Annotated in this window: 11 protein-coding genes; 7 read left to right on the plus strand and 4 right to left on the minus strand. The window is 68.9% G+C overall.

Annotated features, from left to right (window positions below; genetic code table 11):
- Positions 1-94: 94 nt before the first annotated feature.
- Positions 95-2,185 carry a murein biosynthesis integral membrane protein MurJ gene (murJ, locus tag ABIN76_RS05730; RefSeq protein WP_346958924.1) on the minus strand — a complete coding sequence of 697 codons (2,091 nt, stop codon included), beginning with the start codon at positions 2,183-2,185 and terminating at the stop codon, positions 95-97.
- Positions 2,186-2,282: 97 nt separating this feature from the next.
- Positions 2,283-2,831: an NUDIX hydrolase gene (locus tag ABIN76_RS05735; protein WP_346958757.1), complete on the minus strand. Its 549-nt coding sequence runs from the start codon at positions 2,829-2,831 to the stop codon at positions 2,283-2,285.
- Positions 2,832-3,001: 170 nt separating this feature from the next.
- On the opposite strand from ABIN76_RS05735, the gene ABIN76_RS05740 reads away from it, so the two are divergent.
- The 5 genes from ABIN76_RS05740 to ABIN76_RS05760 all read left to right on the plus strand — a co-directional run bounded on the left by ABIN76_RS05740 (position 3,002) and on the right by ABIN76_RS05760 (position 9,020).
- A complete protein-coding gene (locus ABIN76_RS05740; protein ID WP_346958758.1) occupies positions 3,002-4,474 on the plus strand; it encodes a CCA tRNA nucleotidyltransferase in 1,473 nt (490 codons plus the stop codon).
- On the plus strand, positions 4,475-5,059 hold the full coding sequence (locus tag ABIN76_RS05745; RefSeq protein ID WP_346958759.1) for a histidine phosphatase family protein: 585 nt from the start codon (positions 4,475-4,477) through the stop codon (positions 5,057-5,059).
- 672 nt (positions 5,060-5,731) lie between these two features.
- On the plus strand, positions 5,732-5,872 hold the full coding sequence (locus tag ABIN76_RS05750) for a hypothetical protein (protein ID WP_346958760.1): 141 nt from the start codon (positions 5,732-5,734) through the stop codon (positions 5,870-5,872).
- Between the two features lie 234 nt (positions 5,873-6,106).
- Positions 6,107-7,588, plus strand: coding sequence for a glycosyltransferase 87 family protein (locus ABIN76_RS05755; RefSeq protein WP_346958761.1), 1,482 nt, complete (start codon positions 6,107-6,109; stop codon positions 7,586-7,588).
- A complete protein-coding gene (locus ABIN76_RS05760) occupies positions 7,581-9,020 on the plus strand; it encodes an NAD(P)/FAD-dependent oxidoreductase (RefSeq protein ID WP_346958762.1) in 1,440 nt (479 codons plus the stop codon). Before ABIN76_RS05755 ends, ABIN76_RS05760 begins: the two co-directional genes overlap by 8 nt.
- Here the strand turns inward: ABIN76_RS05760 and ABIN76_RS05765 are convergent.
- Both ABIN76_RS05765 and ABIN76_RS05770 read right to left on the minus strand, forming a co-directional pair.
- Positions 9,017-9,715, minus strand: coding sequence for an ABC transporter ATP-binding protein (locus ABIN76_RS05765; RefSeq protein ID WP_346958763.1), 699 nt, complete (start codon positions 9,713-9,715; stop codon positions 9,017-9,019). The two genes, ABIN76_RS05760 and ABIN76_RS05765, sit on opposite strands and share 4 nt — an antisense overlap.
- 49 nt (positions 9,716-9,764) lie before the next feature.
- Complete coding sequence (locus tag ABIN76_RS05770; protein WP_346958764.1) at positions 9,765-10,862, minus strand: ABC transporter permease; 1,098 nt, start codon at positions 10,860-10,862, stop codon at positions 9,765-9,767.
- A gap of 198 nt (positions 10,863-11,060) precedes the next feature.
- Between ABIN76_RS05770 and ABIN76_RS05775 the strand changes: the two genes are divergently transcribed.
- Positions 11,061-12,335: a sensor histidine kinase gene (locus tag ABIN76_RS05775; protein WP_346958765.1), complete on the plus strand. Its 1,275-nt coding sequence runs from the start codon at positions 11,061-11,063 to the stop codon at positions 12,333-12,335.
- Positions 12,332-12,988, plus strand: a complete 657-nt coding sequence (locus ABIN76_RS05780) for a response regulator transcription factor (protein WP_346958766.1) — start codon at positions 12,332-12,334, stop codon at positions 12,986-12,988. The genes ABIN76_RS05775 and ABIN76_RS05780 overlap by 4 nt, the downstream gene beginning before the upstream one ends.
- Positions 12,989-13,042 lie beyond the last annotated feature (54 nt).

Genomic DNA, 13,042 nt, shown 5'->3' on the forward strand with positions numbered 1-13,042 from the left:
GACCCCTGGTCTGCAACTCCCCTTGTTAGTCTTCGATCCTAGCTGATGCAGTCTCTGCGCCACGTGACCTAAGGCATCGCGAACCGGACGCACGTCATTTTTTCCTGCGGCGGTCGAACGGGAAGTAAGGATTGTGGCCGGCCTGGCCCTGGTACGTCCGGCGCCCCGGCAACGGAATCTCGCCGCGGCCCTGGCTGCCCTGAGCGGTGCCGGGCAGCTCCTCTTCGGGGAGGTACCCGCCGTCGGCCGCCCAGCCCTGGGCGTCCTGCCGGCCCAGGTCCGGGCCCGCACGGAAGGAAGCGGCGTCGAACTCGCCAGAGATGCGGGGAATCAGGCCGGTGTCCACCGACGTGGTGGCGCGCTCCGGCGTCGGGCGGGCCGCTGCCTGAACCTCGGGAGCGGCAGCGTCAGCGCCGCCGGCTCCGGGAGCGGCTTCCGGCCCCGGGGCGGCGGGGGTGCGGCGCAGGCGTCCCAGCAGCGGCTGGAGCAGGTCCTGGAGTTCGGTAACCCGGAGGACCTTCAGCAGGACCAGGTAGATGGCGAGCATCACGGGCCCGACGACGACGACCGTCACCAGGGCGGCGGGACGGCTGCTCCAGGCGAAGCCGTCGGACTGGTAGCTGCCCATCAGCCATAGTGCGCCGGCGCCGGCCACGGCCGAACCGAGCGCCGCGTAACCCATCCGGATGTAGGAGCTGGCCACGCGCGGCCCGTCCAGGTGGCCGAGCAGGCGGCGGAGGAAGAACGCACTGACCATCACGGAGAGGATGTTGCCGCCGGTGTAAAGAATCGCGATCGCGAAGATGATCTGGTCAAAGGGAAGGAACTGGATGAAGAAGGCCGCCACCACGTTGACGAAAGCCAGCACCAGCTGGATGAAGAAGGGGGTCCGGGCATCCTCGTTGGCATAGAAAACCCTGGACATCATGAAATTCGCGCTCATGAACGGTGTGCTCAACGCCAGGATGGTCAGCGTCTGGGCGAGCATCACGCCGTCTTGCTTTTGCCCGCCCGAGAAGAACATGCCCAGCGGTCCCGCGAGGGCGAAGAGCGCCAGGGCACCGAATACCGTGGCGACGGCCATGGTGCGCAGGCCGTGCGACAGCGCCCTGCGCAGCTCGGCCCGGTTGCCGTCCTGGGAGGCACGGGTCATACGGTTAAACAGCACGGTGGCCAGCGACAGGGCAATGATGGAGTGCGGGAGCAGGTACAGCTGGCTGGCCACTTCCAGCACGGCGTTGCCGGGCAGGGTGGCCGCCGCGGCGTGCTCTCCTGCGCGTTCGAGCCGGAGGCGCTCGGCCCCAGGGATCGTGGCGATGCGCATGACGTAGAGGAATGCCAGCTGCCCCACGGCAGCGGTGGCCAGGGTCCACACGCTCAGCTTCGCCGCCTGCCCCAGGCCCACCCCGCGCCAGCCGAACCGCGGGCGCAGGCCCAGCCGCAGCCGGAAGACCGGAACCAGCAGGATGGCCGTCTGCGCCACCACCCCGATCGTAGAGAACCCCGCCACCAGGAAGGTCTGGAATGAGCCCCAGTTGTCGAGCGTGTGCGGGTTGCTGGCGTTGGCGCCCAGGATTCCGATGAACATGCCCAGGCCGGCAATCGCGACAATATTGTTCAGGATGGGTGCCCACATGGCCGGCCCGAAGGCGCCGTTCGCGTTCAGGACCTGGGTGAGCAGGGCGTACAGGCCGTAGAAGAAGATCTGCGGCAGGCACCAGAATGCAAAGGCCACGGCCAGCGATTTCTGCGCCGGCGAATAGCCCTGCGTGGTCAATTCGATCACCCAGGGCGCCAGCAGGGTCACCAGCAGGGTGAGTGAGAGCAGCACGACAACGGCCAGGGTCAGCAGCCGGCTGATGTAATCCGCGCCACGGTCCGGTGCCTTGCTGGCCTTGATGATCTGGGGCACCAGAACGGCATTGAACACGCCGCCGGCCACCAGCAGGAAGATCAGGTTCGGCAGGTTGTTGGCGTTGATGAAGGTGTCTGTCACCGTGGAGCCGAGGCCCAGGGCGGCTCCCAGCATCCAGGTTTTTCCGAAGCCCAGGAAGCGCGACACCAGGGTTCCGGCGGCCATGACGGCGCTGGAACGCGCCTCTCCGGAATGGGCGTCCTGGGGGTCGTCGTTCCCGGAGGGGGCGGGCTTTGCTGATCGGGGCTTGGCGGCAGACATTATCTTCATCGTCTCACCCGGGCGCGACTTTGTGCGCCATCCGGGCAGCGGGACGGCGCGGAGTCCGACGGCGCGGACCGCCTGCCGGGCACCGCCGGCGGCGGCCTCAGCGGTGTTCGGGCAGGACTTCCCGGGCAAGGTCCGCGATGCGGCGCTCATTCGGGAAGGAGAGCTTGCGGGCGAGTTCGTGGATGGGCACCCAGGCGACGTCCACCGCTTCCTGGTCCGGGTCATTCTCGATGGTCAGTTCCCCGCCGGTGGACTGCAGAAGATAGTGGTGGACGGTCTTATGGACGCGGTGTCCGCTGACGGTGAACCAGTAATCGATGCTGCCAAGCGGCGCGAGGATCTTGCCTTCGATCCCGGTTTCCTCCGCGATTTCACGGACGGCGGCTTCCTCGTTGCTTTCCTTGCCTTCCGGGTGGCCTTTGGGCAGGCACCACTCAAGGCGTCCGCCCCGGTTGAGGCGGGCAATGATGGCGACCCGCAGTTCGGCGTCGGAGGTATCCACCACCACGCCGCCGGCGGAGACTTCCTCGACGGTCGGCAGCGACGCCTGTCCCGGGTGCTGCGCGGGCGCGACGTTGGCACCGATTGCCGAGGGCAACGGTGCGTTTGTCCTCCTGCCGGGAGCGCTCGGTACGGGATGGGCCATGAAGTCCACTCTAACGACTCTTGCCCGGACTTGATGACCTAAACATGACAGGAAAGTGGCCGGGCGGAAAACTGGATCGGCGGCCCTTCCCCTCCGCGCCGCGGGCACCGGCGGTCCGTGCACCGCCATGGTGTGGTGCTGGCCGGGATTTCTGACAAGCTTAAGAGACTATGGCGCACGCACATCACCAGACTGACTCCCACACCGTCGACTTCCAGGTAGACCCGGTGGTCCTCGAGCTTGGGCAGCGCTTCGTCGACGCCGGTCATGAACTCTCGCTCGTCGGCGGACCGGTGCGTGACCTCTTCCTCGGCCGGGTATCGCCGGACCTGGACTTCACCACCGACGCGACGCCGGACCAGACGGTGGCACTGATCAAAAAATGGGCCGACAACTACTGGGAGATCGGGCGCGCCTTCGGAACGATCGGCATGCGCAAGGCCGGGTTCCAGATCGAGATCACCACCTACCGGGCCGAGGCCTACGATCCGGAATCACGCAAGCCCGTCGTGGCGTTCGGAACCTCGCTCACCGATGATCTGCTACGCCGGGACTTCACGATTAACGCCATGGCCCTGCGGCTGCCGGCGTTGGAACTGGTGGACCCGTTCGGCGGCGTCCGGGACCTGCACTCGTCCACGCTCGCCACCCCCGGCTCCCCGGAGGACTCTTTCTCCGACGATCCGCTGCGGATGATGCGCGCAGCGCGCTTCGCTTCCCAGCTGGGCGTGTCGGTGCACCCGGACGTGCGCCAGGCCATGACGAAAATGGCCGAGCGGATCAAGATCATCTCCGCCGAGCGTGTGCGCGACGAACTGGTCAAGCTGATCTGCGCCGTCCGGCCCCGGACCGGTGTGGACCTCCTGGTCGAGACGGGGCTTGCCGAGTTCGTGCTGCCCGAAGTGTCCGCCCTGCGCCTTGAGTCCGACGAGCACCACCGCCACAAGGACGTCTACCAGCACTCGCTGCAGGTCCTGGAACAGGCCGCCGCGCTGGAAACCGACGCGGACGGCCCGGTGCCCGGGCCGGACTTTGTGCTGCGGTTCGCTGCCCTGATGCACGACGTCGGCAAGCCCGCCACGCGCCGCTTCGAGCCCGGCGGCGCGGTGAGCTTCCGCCACCACGACATGGTGGGCTCCAAGCTCACATCGAAGCGGATGAAGGCGCTCCGCTTCGACAATGACACGATCAAGGCCGTGGCCAAGCTGGTGGAGCTGCACATGCGCTTTTACGGCTACGGCGACGCGGGCTGGAGCGACTCGGCGGTCCGCCGCTACGTCACCGACGCCGGGCCGCTGCTGGAGCGCCTGCACCGGCTGACCCGCTCGGACGTGACCACCCGCAACCAGCGCAAGGCTGAGCGCCTCGCCTTTGCCTATGACGACCTCGAGGCGCGGATCGCTGCGCTGCGCGAGCAGGAGTCGCTCGACGCCGTCCGCCCCGACCTCGACGGCGGCCGGATCATGGCGTTGCTGGGGCTCAAACCCGGTCCGGTGGTGGGGCGGGCCTACAAGTTCCTGCTGGAAGAGCGGATGGAACACGGACCGCTGGAGCCAGCCGTGGCCGAGGCCAAGCTGCACGAATGGTGGGCGGCGCAGCCGGAAGCCGCCGCCGTTGACGTTTCCCCAACTGAGGAGTCCTAAGTGATTGCACCTTCCAACGGTCCCCGTCCCCAGCTCTGGATCCTGCGCCACGGTGAAACGGAATGGTCCAAGAGCGGCCAGTACACCGGCCTGACCGACCTGCCGCTCACGGTGGAAGGCGAGCAGCAGGCTGTGGAGGCACGGAAGGTACTCGACGCCGTCGACTTCGACCTCGTGCTGACCTCCCCGCTGCGCCGGGCACGCCGGACCGCGGAGTTGGCCGGCTTCCCCGACGCGCAACAGGAACCCCTGGCGGTGGAATGGGATTACGGCGAGTACGAGGGCATCAGTTCGGACCTGATCCGCAAGGACAACCCCGACTACCTGATCTGGACCCACGGCGTGCCCAACGGGGAAGCCCTCGACGACGTTGCCGCCCGCGCCGATAAAATCGTGGCCCGGGTCCTCGAGTCAGGCCTGGACAACGTCCTGATCGTGGCGCACGGCCATTTCTCCCGCATCCTCACCGCCCGGTGGCTTGGGCTCGACGCCCACGAAGGCCGCCACTTCGTGCTCGGCACCGCGAAAGTATGCACGCTCGGCTGGGACAAGAAGACCCCCGCCGTCGTGCGTTGGGGCCTATAAACACCGCCTAAATACCGCTGCGGAAAGTTTTTCGGCAAAAGTTTATGAATTCGGTGGCCAGCCGCCGCATTCATGGTGTATTTTTATTTCTGACCCCAGAGCGACCTGCCGGGGTCACGGCGCGCGTCACCCGGCCAGTCAGCCGGAGCCACGGCAGAACAGAAAAGGAGGTTGGGAAAAATGATTACTTTGACTAGCGGATGGATGTACACCCTCACCGCAAACCCGGCCTCCGTCGCTGCCGCGCGCCCGAACGTCGGACTGTCCGCCTGATAGCTCCTCCGCTCCCGGCCTGACGCCGGAACCGGAAGATTGCCAGGTTGTCCCGCAGGGCAACCATCACGGAACGTCTGACCCAGCGGAACCACGCGGTTGCGCAGTACCCCCATAGTTCGGAACCCAGCTTCTTGTTGGGGTTGCGGCGCGACGCGTCCGGGGCCATTTTTTGCCTTTTCATCACCACCCGATTAGCACCGGGCATTTCCATGCCTAATTAGGGCTTTATTCATTCATTTTCAGGGGCCCTAATTGTCGTACCCAATTACTTTTCATTTCCACAACTACGAAAGGTCCCTTGTGACTCTTGCTCCGAGCCCCATTAGCCGCACCGCCACCCGGCGGGGCCTCCGAAACCACCGTTCCTTCCAGCACCCCCGAGGGGAGGTGACCACCATGATCCGGAAACTACAGGACGTGCTGATCTTCAACTCACAGCCCGTGCGCAAGGACAAGACGCGCTTCAACGCCCAGCTGCTTGAGCAGCGGCGCGAAGACATCTTCCTTGCCATGCACCAGATGGGACTCCTCCGCTGACGCGGCGGCGCCTCGGTCCAGGCCACGGCGGAATTCATGCCCAGCGAAGGAGGAACTGATGAGGACCATTGGAACCGATCCCCAAGCAGCCCACGCGGCAACGCGTGGGCTGCTTGTTTTAACCGCCCCTCACCACCGCGCCTTCCGCCGGTCCCCGCCCTCTGTCCCCGTCCCCTGTCACCTTCCCCTGGGGCCCGCCACCGCGGAGCGCTGCGGCCCCGGTAAGCTCAAGGCATGCAGGAGACAATGCCGCCGGAGAACCGCAAGCGGACCCGACTGGTAGTGCCAAGCCGCAGCGACCTGCTGCTGCGGAATTTCACCGAACTCGTCGGGGGCCCGCTGGGCCGCCGCACCGCCCCCGGCATCGTCTCCCCCGGATTCTTCACGGTGGAACGGGTCCTGGTCCTGCTTACTGTCCTGGCTGCCCTGATGGGGATCCTGCTGAAGAACTACTGCCGCAGCAAGGGCTGGGAGTCCCCCGGTCAGTTCTATGCCACCTGCTACTCGGACTTTCCTGAACTGTTCAGGAACCGCGGCCTGGGCGACGGCGCCTTCCCGTTCCTCACCGCGGGCAGCTTCTTCGAGTACCCCGTCCTGATGGGTCTCATCGCCGGTGCCACGGCGCTGCTGGTCCCCGGGCACGGCGTGAGCAACGCCCGCGTCCTGGCCTATTTCGACGTCAACGCCACCCTGGTCGCCGCGGTCTGGATCGTCACCGTGCTGGCCACCGCGCGGACCGCGCGCCGCCGGTCCTGGGACGCCGCCATGGTGGCCCTCGCCCCGGGCATCGTCCTCGCCGGCTTCATCAACTGGGACATGTGGGCCGTCGCGCTGCTGGCCCTGGGGATGTATTTCTTCTCGAGGAACAAGCTGCTCCTCGCGGGCCTGTTCATCGGCCTCGGCACCGCGACCAAGCTCTACCCGCTGCTTATCCTCGGCGCAGTCCTGGTCCTGGCCCTCCGGACCGGCAAGATCCGCACCTTCCTGGTCACCGCCGGCGCCGCCGCCGCGACCTGGCTGGCCGTGAACCTCCCGGCAGCCACCGGCGACCCGGCCGGCTGGAAGTACTTCTACCAGTTCACCGAGTCACGCCCGGCGGGCTACAGCTCCCCTTGGTTCGCGTACAACCTCGTTGCCGGCCGGCTGGGCTGGAAGCCGCTGGAAGCCGAGGTGATCAACGGCCTGGCCCTGAACCTTTTCCTGCTGGCCTGCGTGCTGATCGCCGCCCTCACCCTCGCGGCACCGCGGAGGCCGCGGCTCGCCCAGCTGGCGTTCCTGATCGTGGCCGCCTTTATCCTCACCAACAAGGTGTATTCGCCGCAGTTCGTGATCTGGCTGATCCCGCTGCTGGCCCTGGCCCGGCCCAGGTGGCGGGACTTCCTTCTCTGGCAGGCCATTGAGGGCCTGCACTGGGCGGCCATCTGGATGTACCTCGGCCAGGTGACCAGCGGAGGTCCCACCCAGCACAACATCGACATGCCCTACTACGTCCTCGCCGTCGTGGCCCACATGCTCGCCACCGGCTATCTGATGGCGCGTGTGGTGTGGGACATCTGCGCCCCGGGCTACGACGTTGTACGCCGGGGCGGTGTGGACGACCCGCACGGTGGCCCGTTCGACGGCGCCGCGGACTGGTTGCGGCTGAACCTGCGGCGGCCGGCAGCTTCTGTGCTGCCATGGCGGCGCGTCCACACGGGGATCGATTCCCGTGCCTGATGTAGCCGTCGTCGGGTCCGGTCCGAACGGGCTGGCGGCTGCGGTGACCATGGCCAGGGCCGGGCTGGCGGTGCACGTTTACGAGGCGGCCGGGTCCGCGGGCGGGGGCCTGCGGACCACGGAGCTGATCGAGCCGGGATACCTCCACGACGTGTGCTCAGCGGTGCACCCGATGGTCCTGGCGTCACCCTTTTTCCGGGAGTTCGGGCTGTCCCGGCGGATCCGGCTGGAGGTCCCCGAACTCTCCCACGGTGCCCCGCTGGATGGCGGCCGGGCGGCGCTGGGCTACCGCTCGCTGGAGCGCACAGCCGCGGCCCTGGGGCGCGACGGCGACGCCTACCGCCGGCTCATGTCGCCCCTGGTGGACCGGATGGAGGGCGTTGCCGACCTGACCTTGAACCAGCTGCTCCGGGTGCCGCGGCGGCCGCTGGCGGCCGCCATCTTCGGGCTGCGGACCTTGGAGCAGGGCACCCGGTTGTGGGGCGCGAGGTTCCGGGAGGAACTGGCCCCGGCCCTGCTGACCGGGGTGGCCGCGCACGCCGTGGCCCCGCTGCCGACGCTGCCCGCCGCAGGGGCGGGCCTGATGCTGGGGGCCCTCGGGCACGCCGGCGGCTGGCCCATCCCGGTGGGCGGCTCCGCCGCGATCGCCAGGGCGATGGTGGCGGACATCGAAGCCCACGGCGGCGTGGTGCAGACCGGGGTGCGGATTGACTCGTTGGCCGACCTTCCGCCGGTCCGGGCCACCCTGCTGGACGTGGCGCCGCCCGGACTGCTGCGGATCGCCGGCGGCCGCCTTCCGGCCGGCTACACCCGCGCACTCGAGTCGTTCCGCTTCGGCAACGGCGCCTGCAAGGTTGATTTCATTCTGTCCGGCCCGGTGCCGTGGACGGCTCCGGAACTCGCCGGGGCCGGGACCGTGCACGTGGGCGGAACGCGTGCCGAGACCGCCGAGGCGGAGCGCCTCGTCGCCGCCGGCCGGCACCCGGAGCGGCCCTACGTCCTGGTTTCCCAGCCGTCCCGGTTCGATCCCTCCCGCGCGCCGGCGGGCCGGCAGATCCTCTGGACCTACTGCCACGTGCCGGCCGGGTCCACGGTGGACATGGGCGGGGCCGTTATGGCCCAGCTGGAACGCTTCGCACCGGGGTTCCGGGAGCTGGTGGTCGATTACCGGGTGACGACGGCGGCGGAACTTGGGGAGTACAACGCGAACTACGTCGGCGGAGACTTCAGCGCCGGAGTGATGGACCTGCGCGGCCTGCTCCGGCGGCCGGTGCTGAGTCCCGTGCCGTGGCGGACCCCGCTTTCGGGCGTGTATCTGTGCTCGTCTTCGACCCCGCCCGGGCCGGGGGTTACCGGTATGCCAGGCTTCCATGCCGCAAGATATGCCTTAAAAGACATGTTCGGGCTCCCGGTCCCCAGCCTCGGCCCCTAGGTCGCCGGCACGAGGGTTTCCGCCGCCGAAAGACGGCCGTCGCGCATCCTTGCCACCGCATCGGTAAAGGACACCAACCCGGTGTCGTGCGTGACCATCAGGGTGGCCACACCGAACTCGTCTGTCACCTGGCGGAGCAGCCGGACGATCTCCTCGCTCCGCGTGTAGTCCAGCGCCGCCGTCGGCTCGTCGACCAGGAGGACCGCCGGGCTGGCCATCAGCGCCCTTGCAATGTTCACCCGCTGGCGCTGCCCGCCGGAGAGCTGGTGCGGTCGCTTGTCCAGCATGGACCCGAGGCCAACGCGTCCCAGCAGCGCTGCGGCTTTGCCTCGCGCCTCGCGAAGCGGCTCGGACCGCAGATGGGCGGCGATGACGAGTTGCTCGACCGCCGTCAGGGACGGCAGCAGGTTCGGTTGCTGAAAGATGATCCCGATGCTGTCCCGGCGCAGCGCCGTCCGCCGGGCCTCCGGGAGGGAACCGGTCTCTTTGCCTGTGACCAGGACCGAGCCGGAGGTGGGCCGGACCAGGGTGGCGGCAACGGCCAGCAGGGAGGACTTTCCGGACCCGGACGGCCCCACCAGGGAGACGAATTCGCCCCGGCGGAGTTCCAGGCTCACGTCGTCCAGGGCGCGGAGCGTTCCGTCGCCATCGGGATATTCGAGCGTCACGTTACTGAGTTGTAGGGCGGATTCCATGTATATGCCTTTCAGGGAATGTTCAGTGTTGATAGTTCAAGCGGCCTGGTCAGTTGCCGCCGAGCGCCAGCAGCGGATCGACGCGCGTAATGCCCCGCACGGCCAGGGCAGCCCCGGCCAGGCCCAGGGCAACAATCCCGGCTACCGGCAACAGGGTGGTCTGCGGGGTGGTGAGGAACGGAGCGGCCCGGGCGGCAAGCAGGCCGCCGAGAACGCCCGCCGTGCCTCCGGCGGCCGCCCCGGCGACGAGGACGACCGCAGCCTGCACCATGGCGTCCTTGAGTACGTAGTCAGAGGAGCCGCCCATCGCCTTGAGTACGGCAATGTCCCGTGTGCGCTGCACGGTCCAGACGGTCAGGAACGCCACAATCACCAGCGCGGAGATGCCGTAGAGGAAGGCCTGCATCAGCAGGAGCGAACCGTTCTCGCTGCGGTAGGAGCCGAGAGCCTGGAAGGAGCCCTCCCGGCTGGCGCTGACGGTTCCGGCCGCCCGGTCGGCCGCCGCGACGTCGACTCCGGCGCCGTCTTCGAAACTCACCGCGGCCACCGTCGCGACCGCGTCACTTCCGGCAAGATGGGCCAGCTTCCGCCAGTCGCCCAGGGTGGTCCACACGACGCCGGTGTGCGAGTACCACTGCTCCGGAACCACGGCGGAGACGGCCAGTTCGGTGCCGCCCACCGCCACCCGGCTGCCGACAGCGAGGTCGAGGTCCTGGGCGGTCGCGTCCCCGACCACCACGGTGCCCTCAGCCACCGGCGCCGGTGCCAGGCGGCTCCCTGACCCGGCGCCGAAGACGGCTACGTTGGCGGTGCCGGCAGGGACTCCCCCGTCGCCCAGGGCCTGCAGCCGGCCCTGGCTGACGCCCAGTGCCTCCGCTGTTCCGACGCCCTCACGGACCGACCACGCGGCCACCTGCGCGCCGGTGACCTCGGATTCGGTGAAGGAGGCCTCGGGACTGCTGCCGGCGGGGGCGCCGAAGACCAGCCGGTCCGCGGGCAGCGCCGCGATGGCGGAGGTCGACTGGTTGCCGAGGCCAGCGGTGAGTCCGGAGAGCATCACCAGCAGCAGGGTGATGAGGGCGACGACGCCGCCCATCAGGGCGAACCGGCCCTTGGCGAAGCGGATATCGCGGATGGCGAGAAACATGGGTGTCCTTTGTCGGTGGTGGTTGGGCTCCCTTCCACTCTCGCGCCGCGGGCCTGCCGTGCCATCGGGGCTTCGGATGGTCCGCCGCGCCCGTCGGGTTGAGCCGCCGGTCAACCAAACGGTTGATCCTCAACGCCGGGGCCGCGCTGCCGGGGTATTTCTCGGTTTTTGGGCGCACGCCGGCGCTAGGCTGAAGCCATGGACGGCAGAAGCGGCGCGGCGGCGGAGGACTCCACCGGCGCCGCAGTGGTCCTGCGGGTCCTGCGGGTCAGCCTGCACGTGGGATTCGCCGTGCTGCTGCTCGTGGCGCTGGTGCGGCTGCTGGCCGCCGGGGTCCACGGCGCGGGCTGGCTGCAGCTGGTCCTGGCCCTGTGCCTCGCCGCCGTCTACCTGGCCGGCACGGTGCTCGAGAAGCGTCACTCCGCCCGGCCCGGACGCTTCGATCCACGCCGCTTTTCGGTGTCGTGGCTAGGCGTGGTCTGTCTGCTCTGGCTGCTGCTGGTCTGGGGCAGCGCGGACTTCGTCTGGCTGGCCTTCCCGCTGTTTTTCCTGCAGCTGCACCTGCTGCCCCGGGGTCCGGCACTGGCGGCGATCGGGGCCAGCACGCTGCTGGTGATCACGGCGTTGTGGTTCCACAACGGTGGCCCGGCCGGGAGCGCGCCGCAGCTGCCGATGGTGCTTGGCCCCGCCTTCGGGGCGGCGTTCGCGGTCGTCACCGGCCTGGCCTACCGTGCGCTGTACCTTGAGGCGGAGAACCAGCGGCGGGCGGCCGACGAGCTCCGCCGCACCCGCGCCGAACTGGCGCGCAGCCAGCACGAGGCCGGGACCCTGGCGGAACGGACCCGGCTGGCCCGGGAAATCCACGACACCCTGGCCCAGGGATTCTCCAGCATCGTGCTGATGGGCCGGTCGGCCGAACGGGCGCTGGACGCCGGGGACACGGAACTGGCCCGGACGCGGCTCCGGACCGTCCAGGACACGGCGGCGGCCAATCTGGCCGAAGCCCGCAACTTTGTCCGCGGCCTGCAGCCGCCCGAACTGGAACAAAGCCCGCTGGTAAACAGCCTGCGCCGGCTCTGCGAAACCACCGAAAGGGAGGCGGCCGCGCGCGGCACCGTCCTGCGCTGCCGCCTCGAAGTCGATGGGACCCCGGCGGAGCTCCCCGCCCCGTACCGGACCACCCTGCTCCGGGCGGCGCAGGCCAGCCTCGCCAACGTGTGGACCCACGCGAACGCCGGCACCGCCGTCGTGACACTGTCCTTTCTGGGCACCGAGGTGGCCATGGACGTTTTCGACGACGGCGCCGGGTTCGACCTGGCGGCGGTGCGGGTCCGGGCCGACGGCTCCGGCTACGGGCTGAAGTCGCTGCGGGAGCGGGTCGCCGCGCTGGCCGGGACGCTCGAAGTGGAGTCCGCCCCCGGTGACGGGACGGTGGTGGCCATCCGGCTGCCGCTTGGGAAGGAAGAACTGTGAACGGAATCCGTGTGCTTCTGGTCGATGACCACCCGGTTGTCCGGGCCGGCCTGCGGGCCATGCTGGGCGATTTCGACGGCATCACCGTCGCAGCGGAAGCCGCCGACGGCGCCGCGGCCCTGGCCGCTCTGAAGCGGCTGCACACCCTCGGCGAACCGGTCGACGTCGTGCTCATGGATCTGCAGATGGGCGCCGGCATGGATGGGGTCACCGCGACCGGCAGGATCAAGGCCGGTGAGGCCGGGACACCGGCGCCGCCCGTGCTGGTGCTCACCACGTTCGATTCCGACGCCGACATCCTCGCCGCGGTCGAGGCGGGCGCGAGCGGCTACATGCTCAAGGACGCGCCGCCGGAGCAGATCCGCCAGGCGGTCATCGCTGCCGCCGCCGGCCAGACGGCCTTGGCACCGGAGGTCGCCGCGCGGCTGCTGGGCCGGATCCGCAACCCCGAGCCGGCCCTGTCCGCCCGGGAGATCCAGCTGCTCGAACTGCTGGCCACCGGCCTGGGAAACCGGGCCATCGCCAGGCAGCTGTTCATTTCCGAGGCGACGGTCAAGACGCACCTGGTGCACATTTACGCGAAGCTGGGCGTGGACAACCGCACGGCGGCGATCGCCGTGGCCGCACAGCGGCGGATCATCCGCCGCGGCTAGCCAGGGGGCAGCTTCGTGACACCGCCGCCGTCCGGGCCCCGGGGCATAATGGCG

Origin of the sequence: uncultured Arthrobacter sp., from assembly GCF_964021775.1 — a bacterium.
Taxonomy (GTDB): Bacteria; Actinomycetota; Actinomycetes; order Actinomycetales; family Micrococcaceae; genus Arthrobacter.

What these genes read in the sequence shown, in the direction of transcription:
- murJ (WP_346958924.1), bottom strand. Translation starts at nt 2,185, where the DNA reads ATGAAGATAATGTCTGCCGCCAAGCCCCGATCAGCAAAGCCCGCCCCC.
- ABIN76_RS05735 (WP_346958757.1), bottom strand. Translation starts at nt 2,831, where the DNA reads ATGGCCCATCCCGTACCGAGCGCTCCCGGCAGGAGGACAAACGCACCG.
- ABIN76_RS05740 (WP_346958758.1), top strand. Translation starts at nt 3,002, where the DNA reads ATGGCGCACGCACATCACCAGACTGACTCCCACACCGTCGACTTCCAG.
- ABIN76_RS05750 (WP_346958760.1), top strand. Translation starts at nt 5,732, where the DNA reads ATGATCCGGAAACTACAGGACGTGCTGATCTTCAACTCACAGCCCGTG.
- ABIN76_RS05755 (WP_346958761.1), top strand. Translation starts at nt 6,107, where the DNA reads ATGCAGGAGACAATGCCGCCGGAGAACCGCAAGCGGACCCGACTGGTA.
- ABIN76_RS05765 (WP_346958763.1), bottom strand. Translation starts at nt 9,715, where the DNA reads ATGGAATCCGCCCTACAACTCAGTAACGTGACGCTCGAATATCCCGAT.
- ABIN76_RS05770 (WP_346958764.1), bottom strand. Translation starts at nt 10,862, where the DNA reads ATGTTTCTCGCCATCCGCGATATCCGCTTCGCCAAGGGCCGGTTCGCC.
- ABIN76_RS05775 (WP_346958765.1), top strand. Translation starts at nt 11,061, where the DNA reads ATGGACGGCAGAAGCGGCGCGGCGGCGGAGGACTCCACCGGCGCCGCA.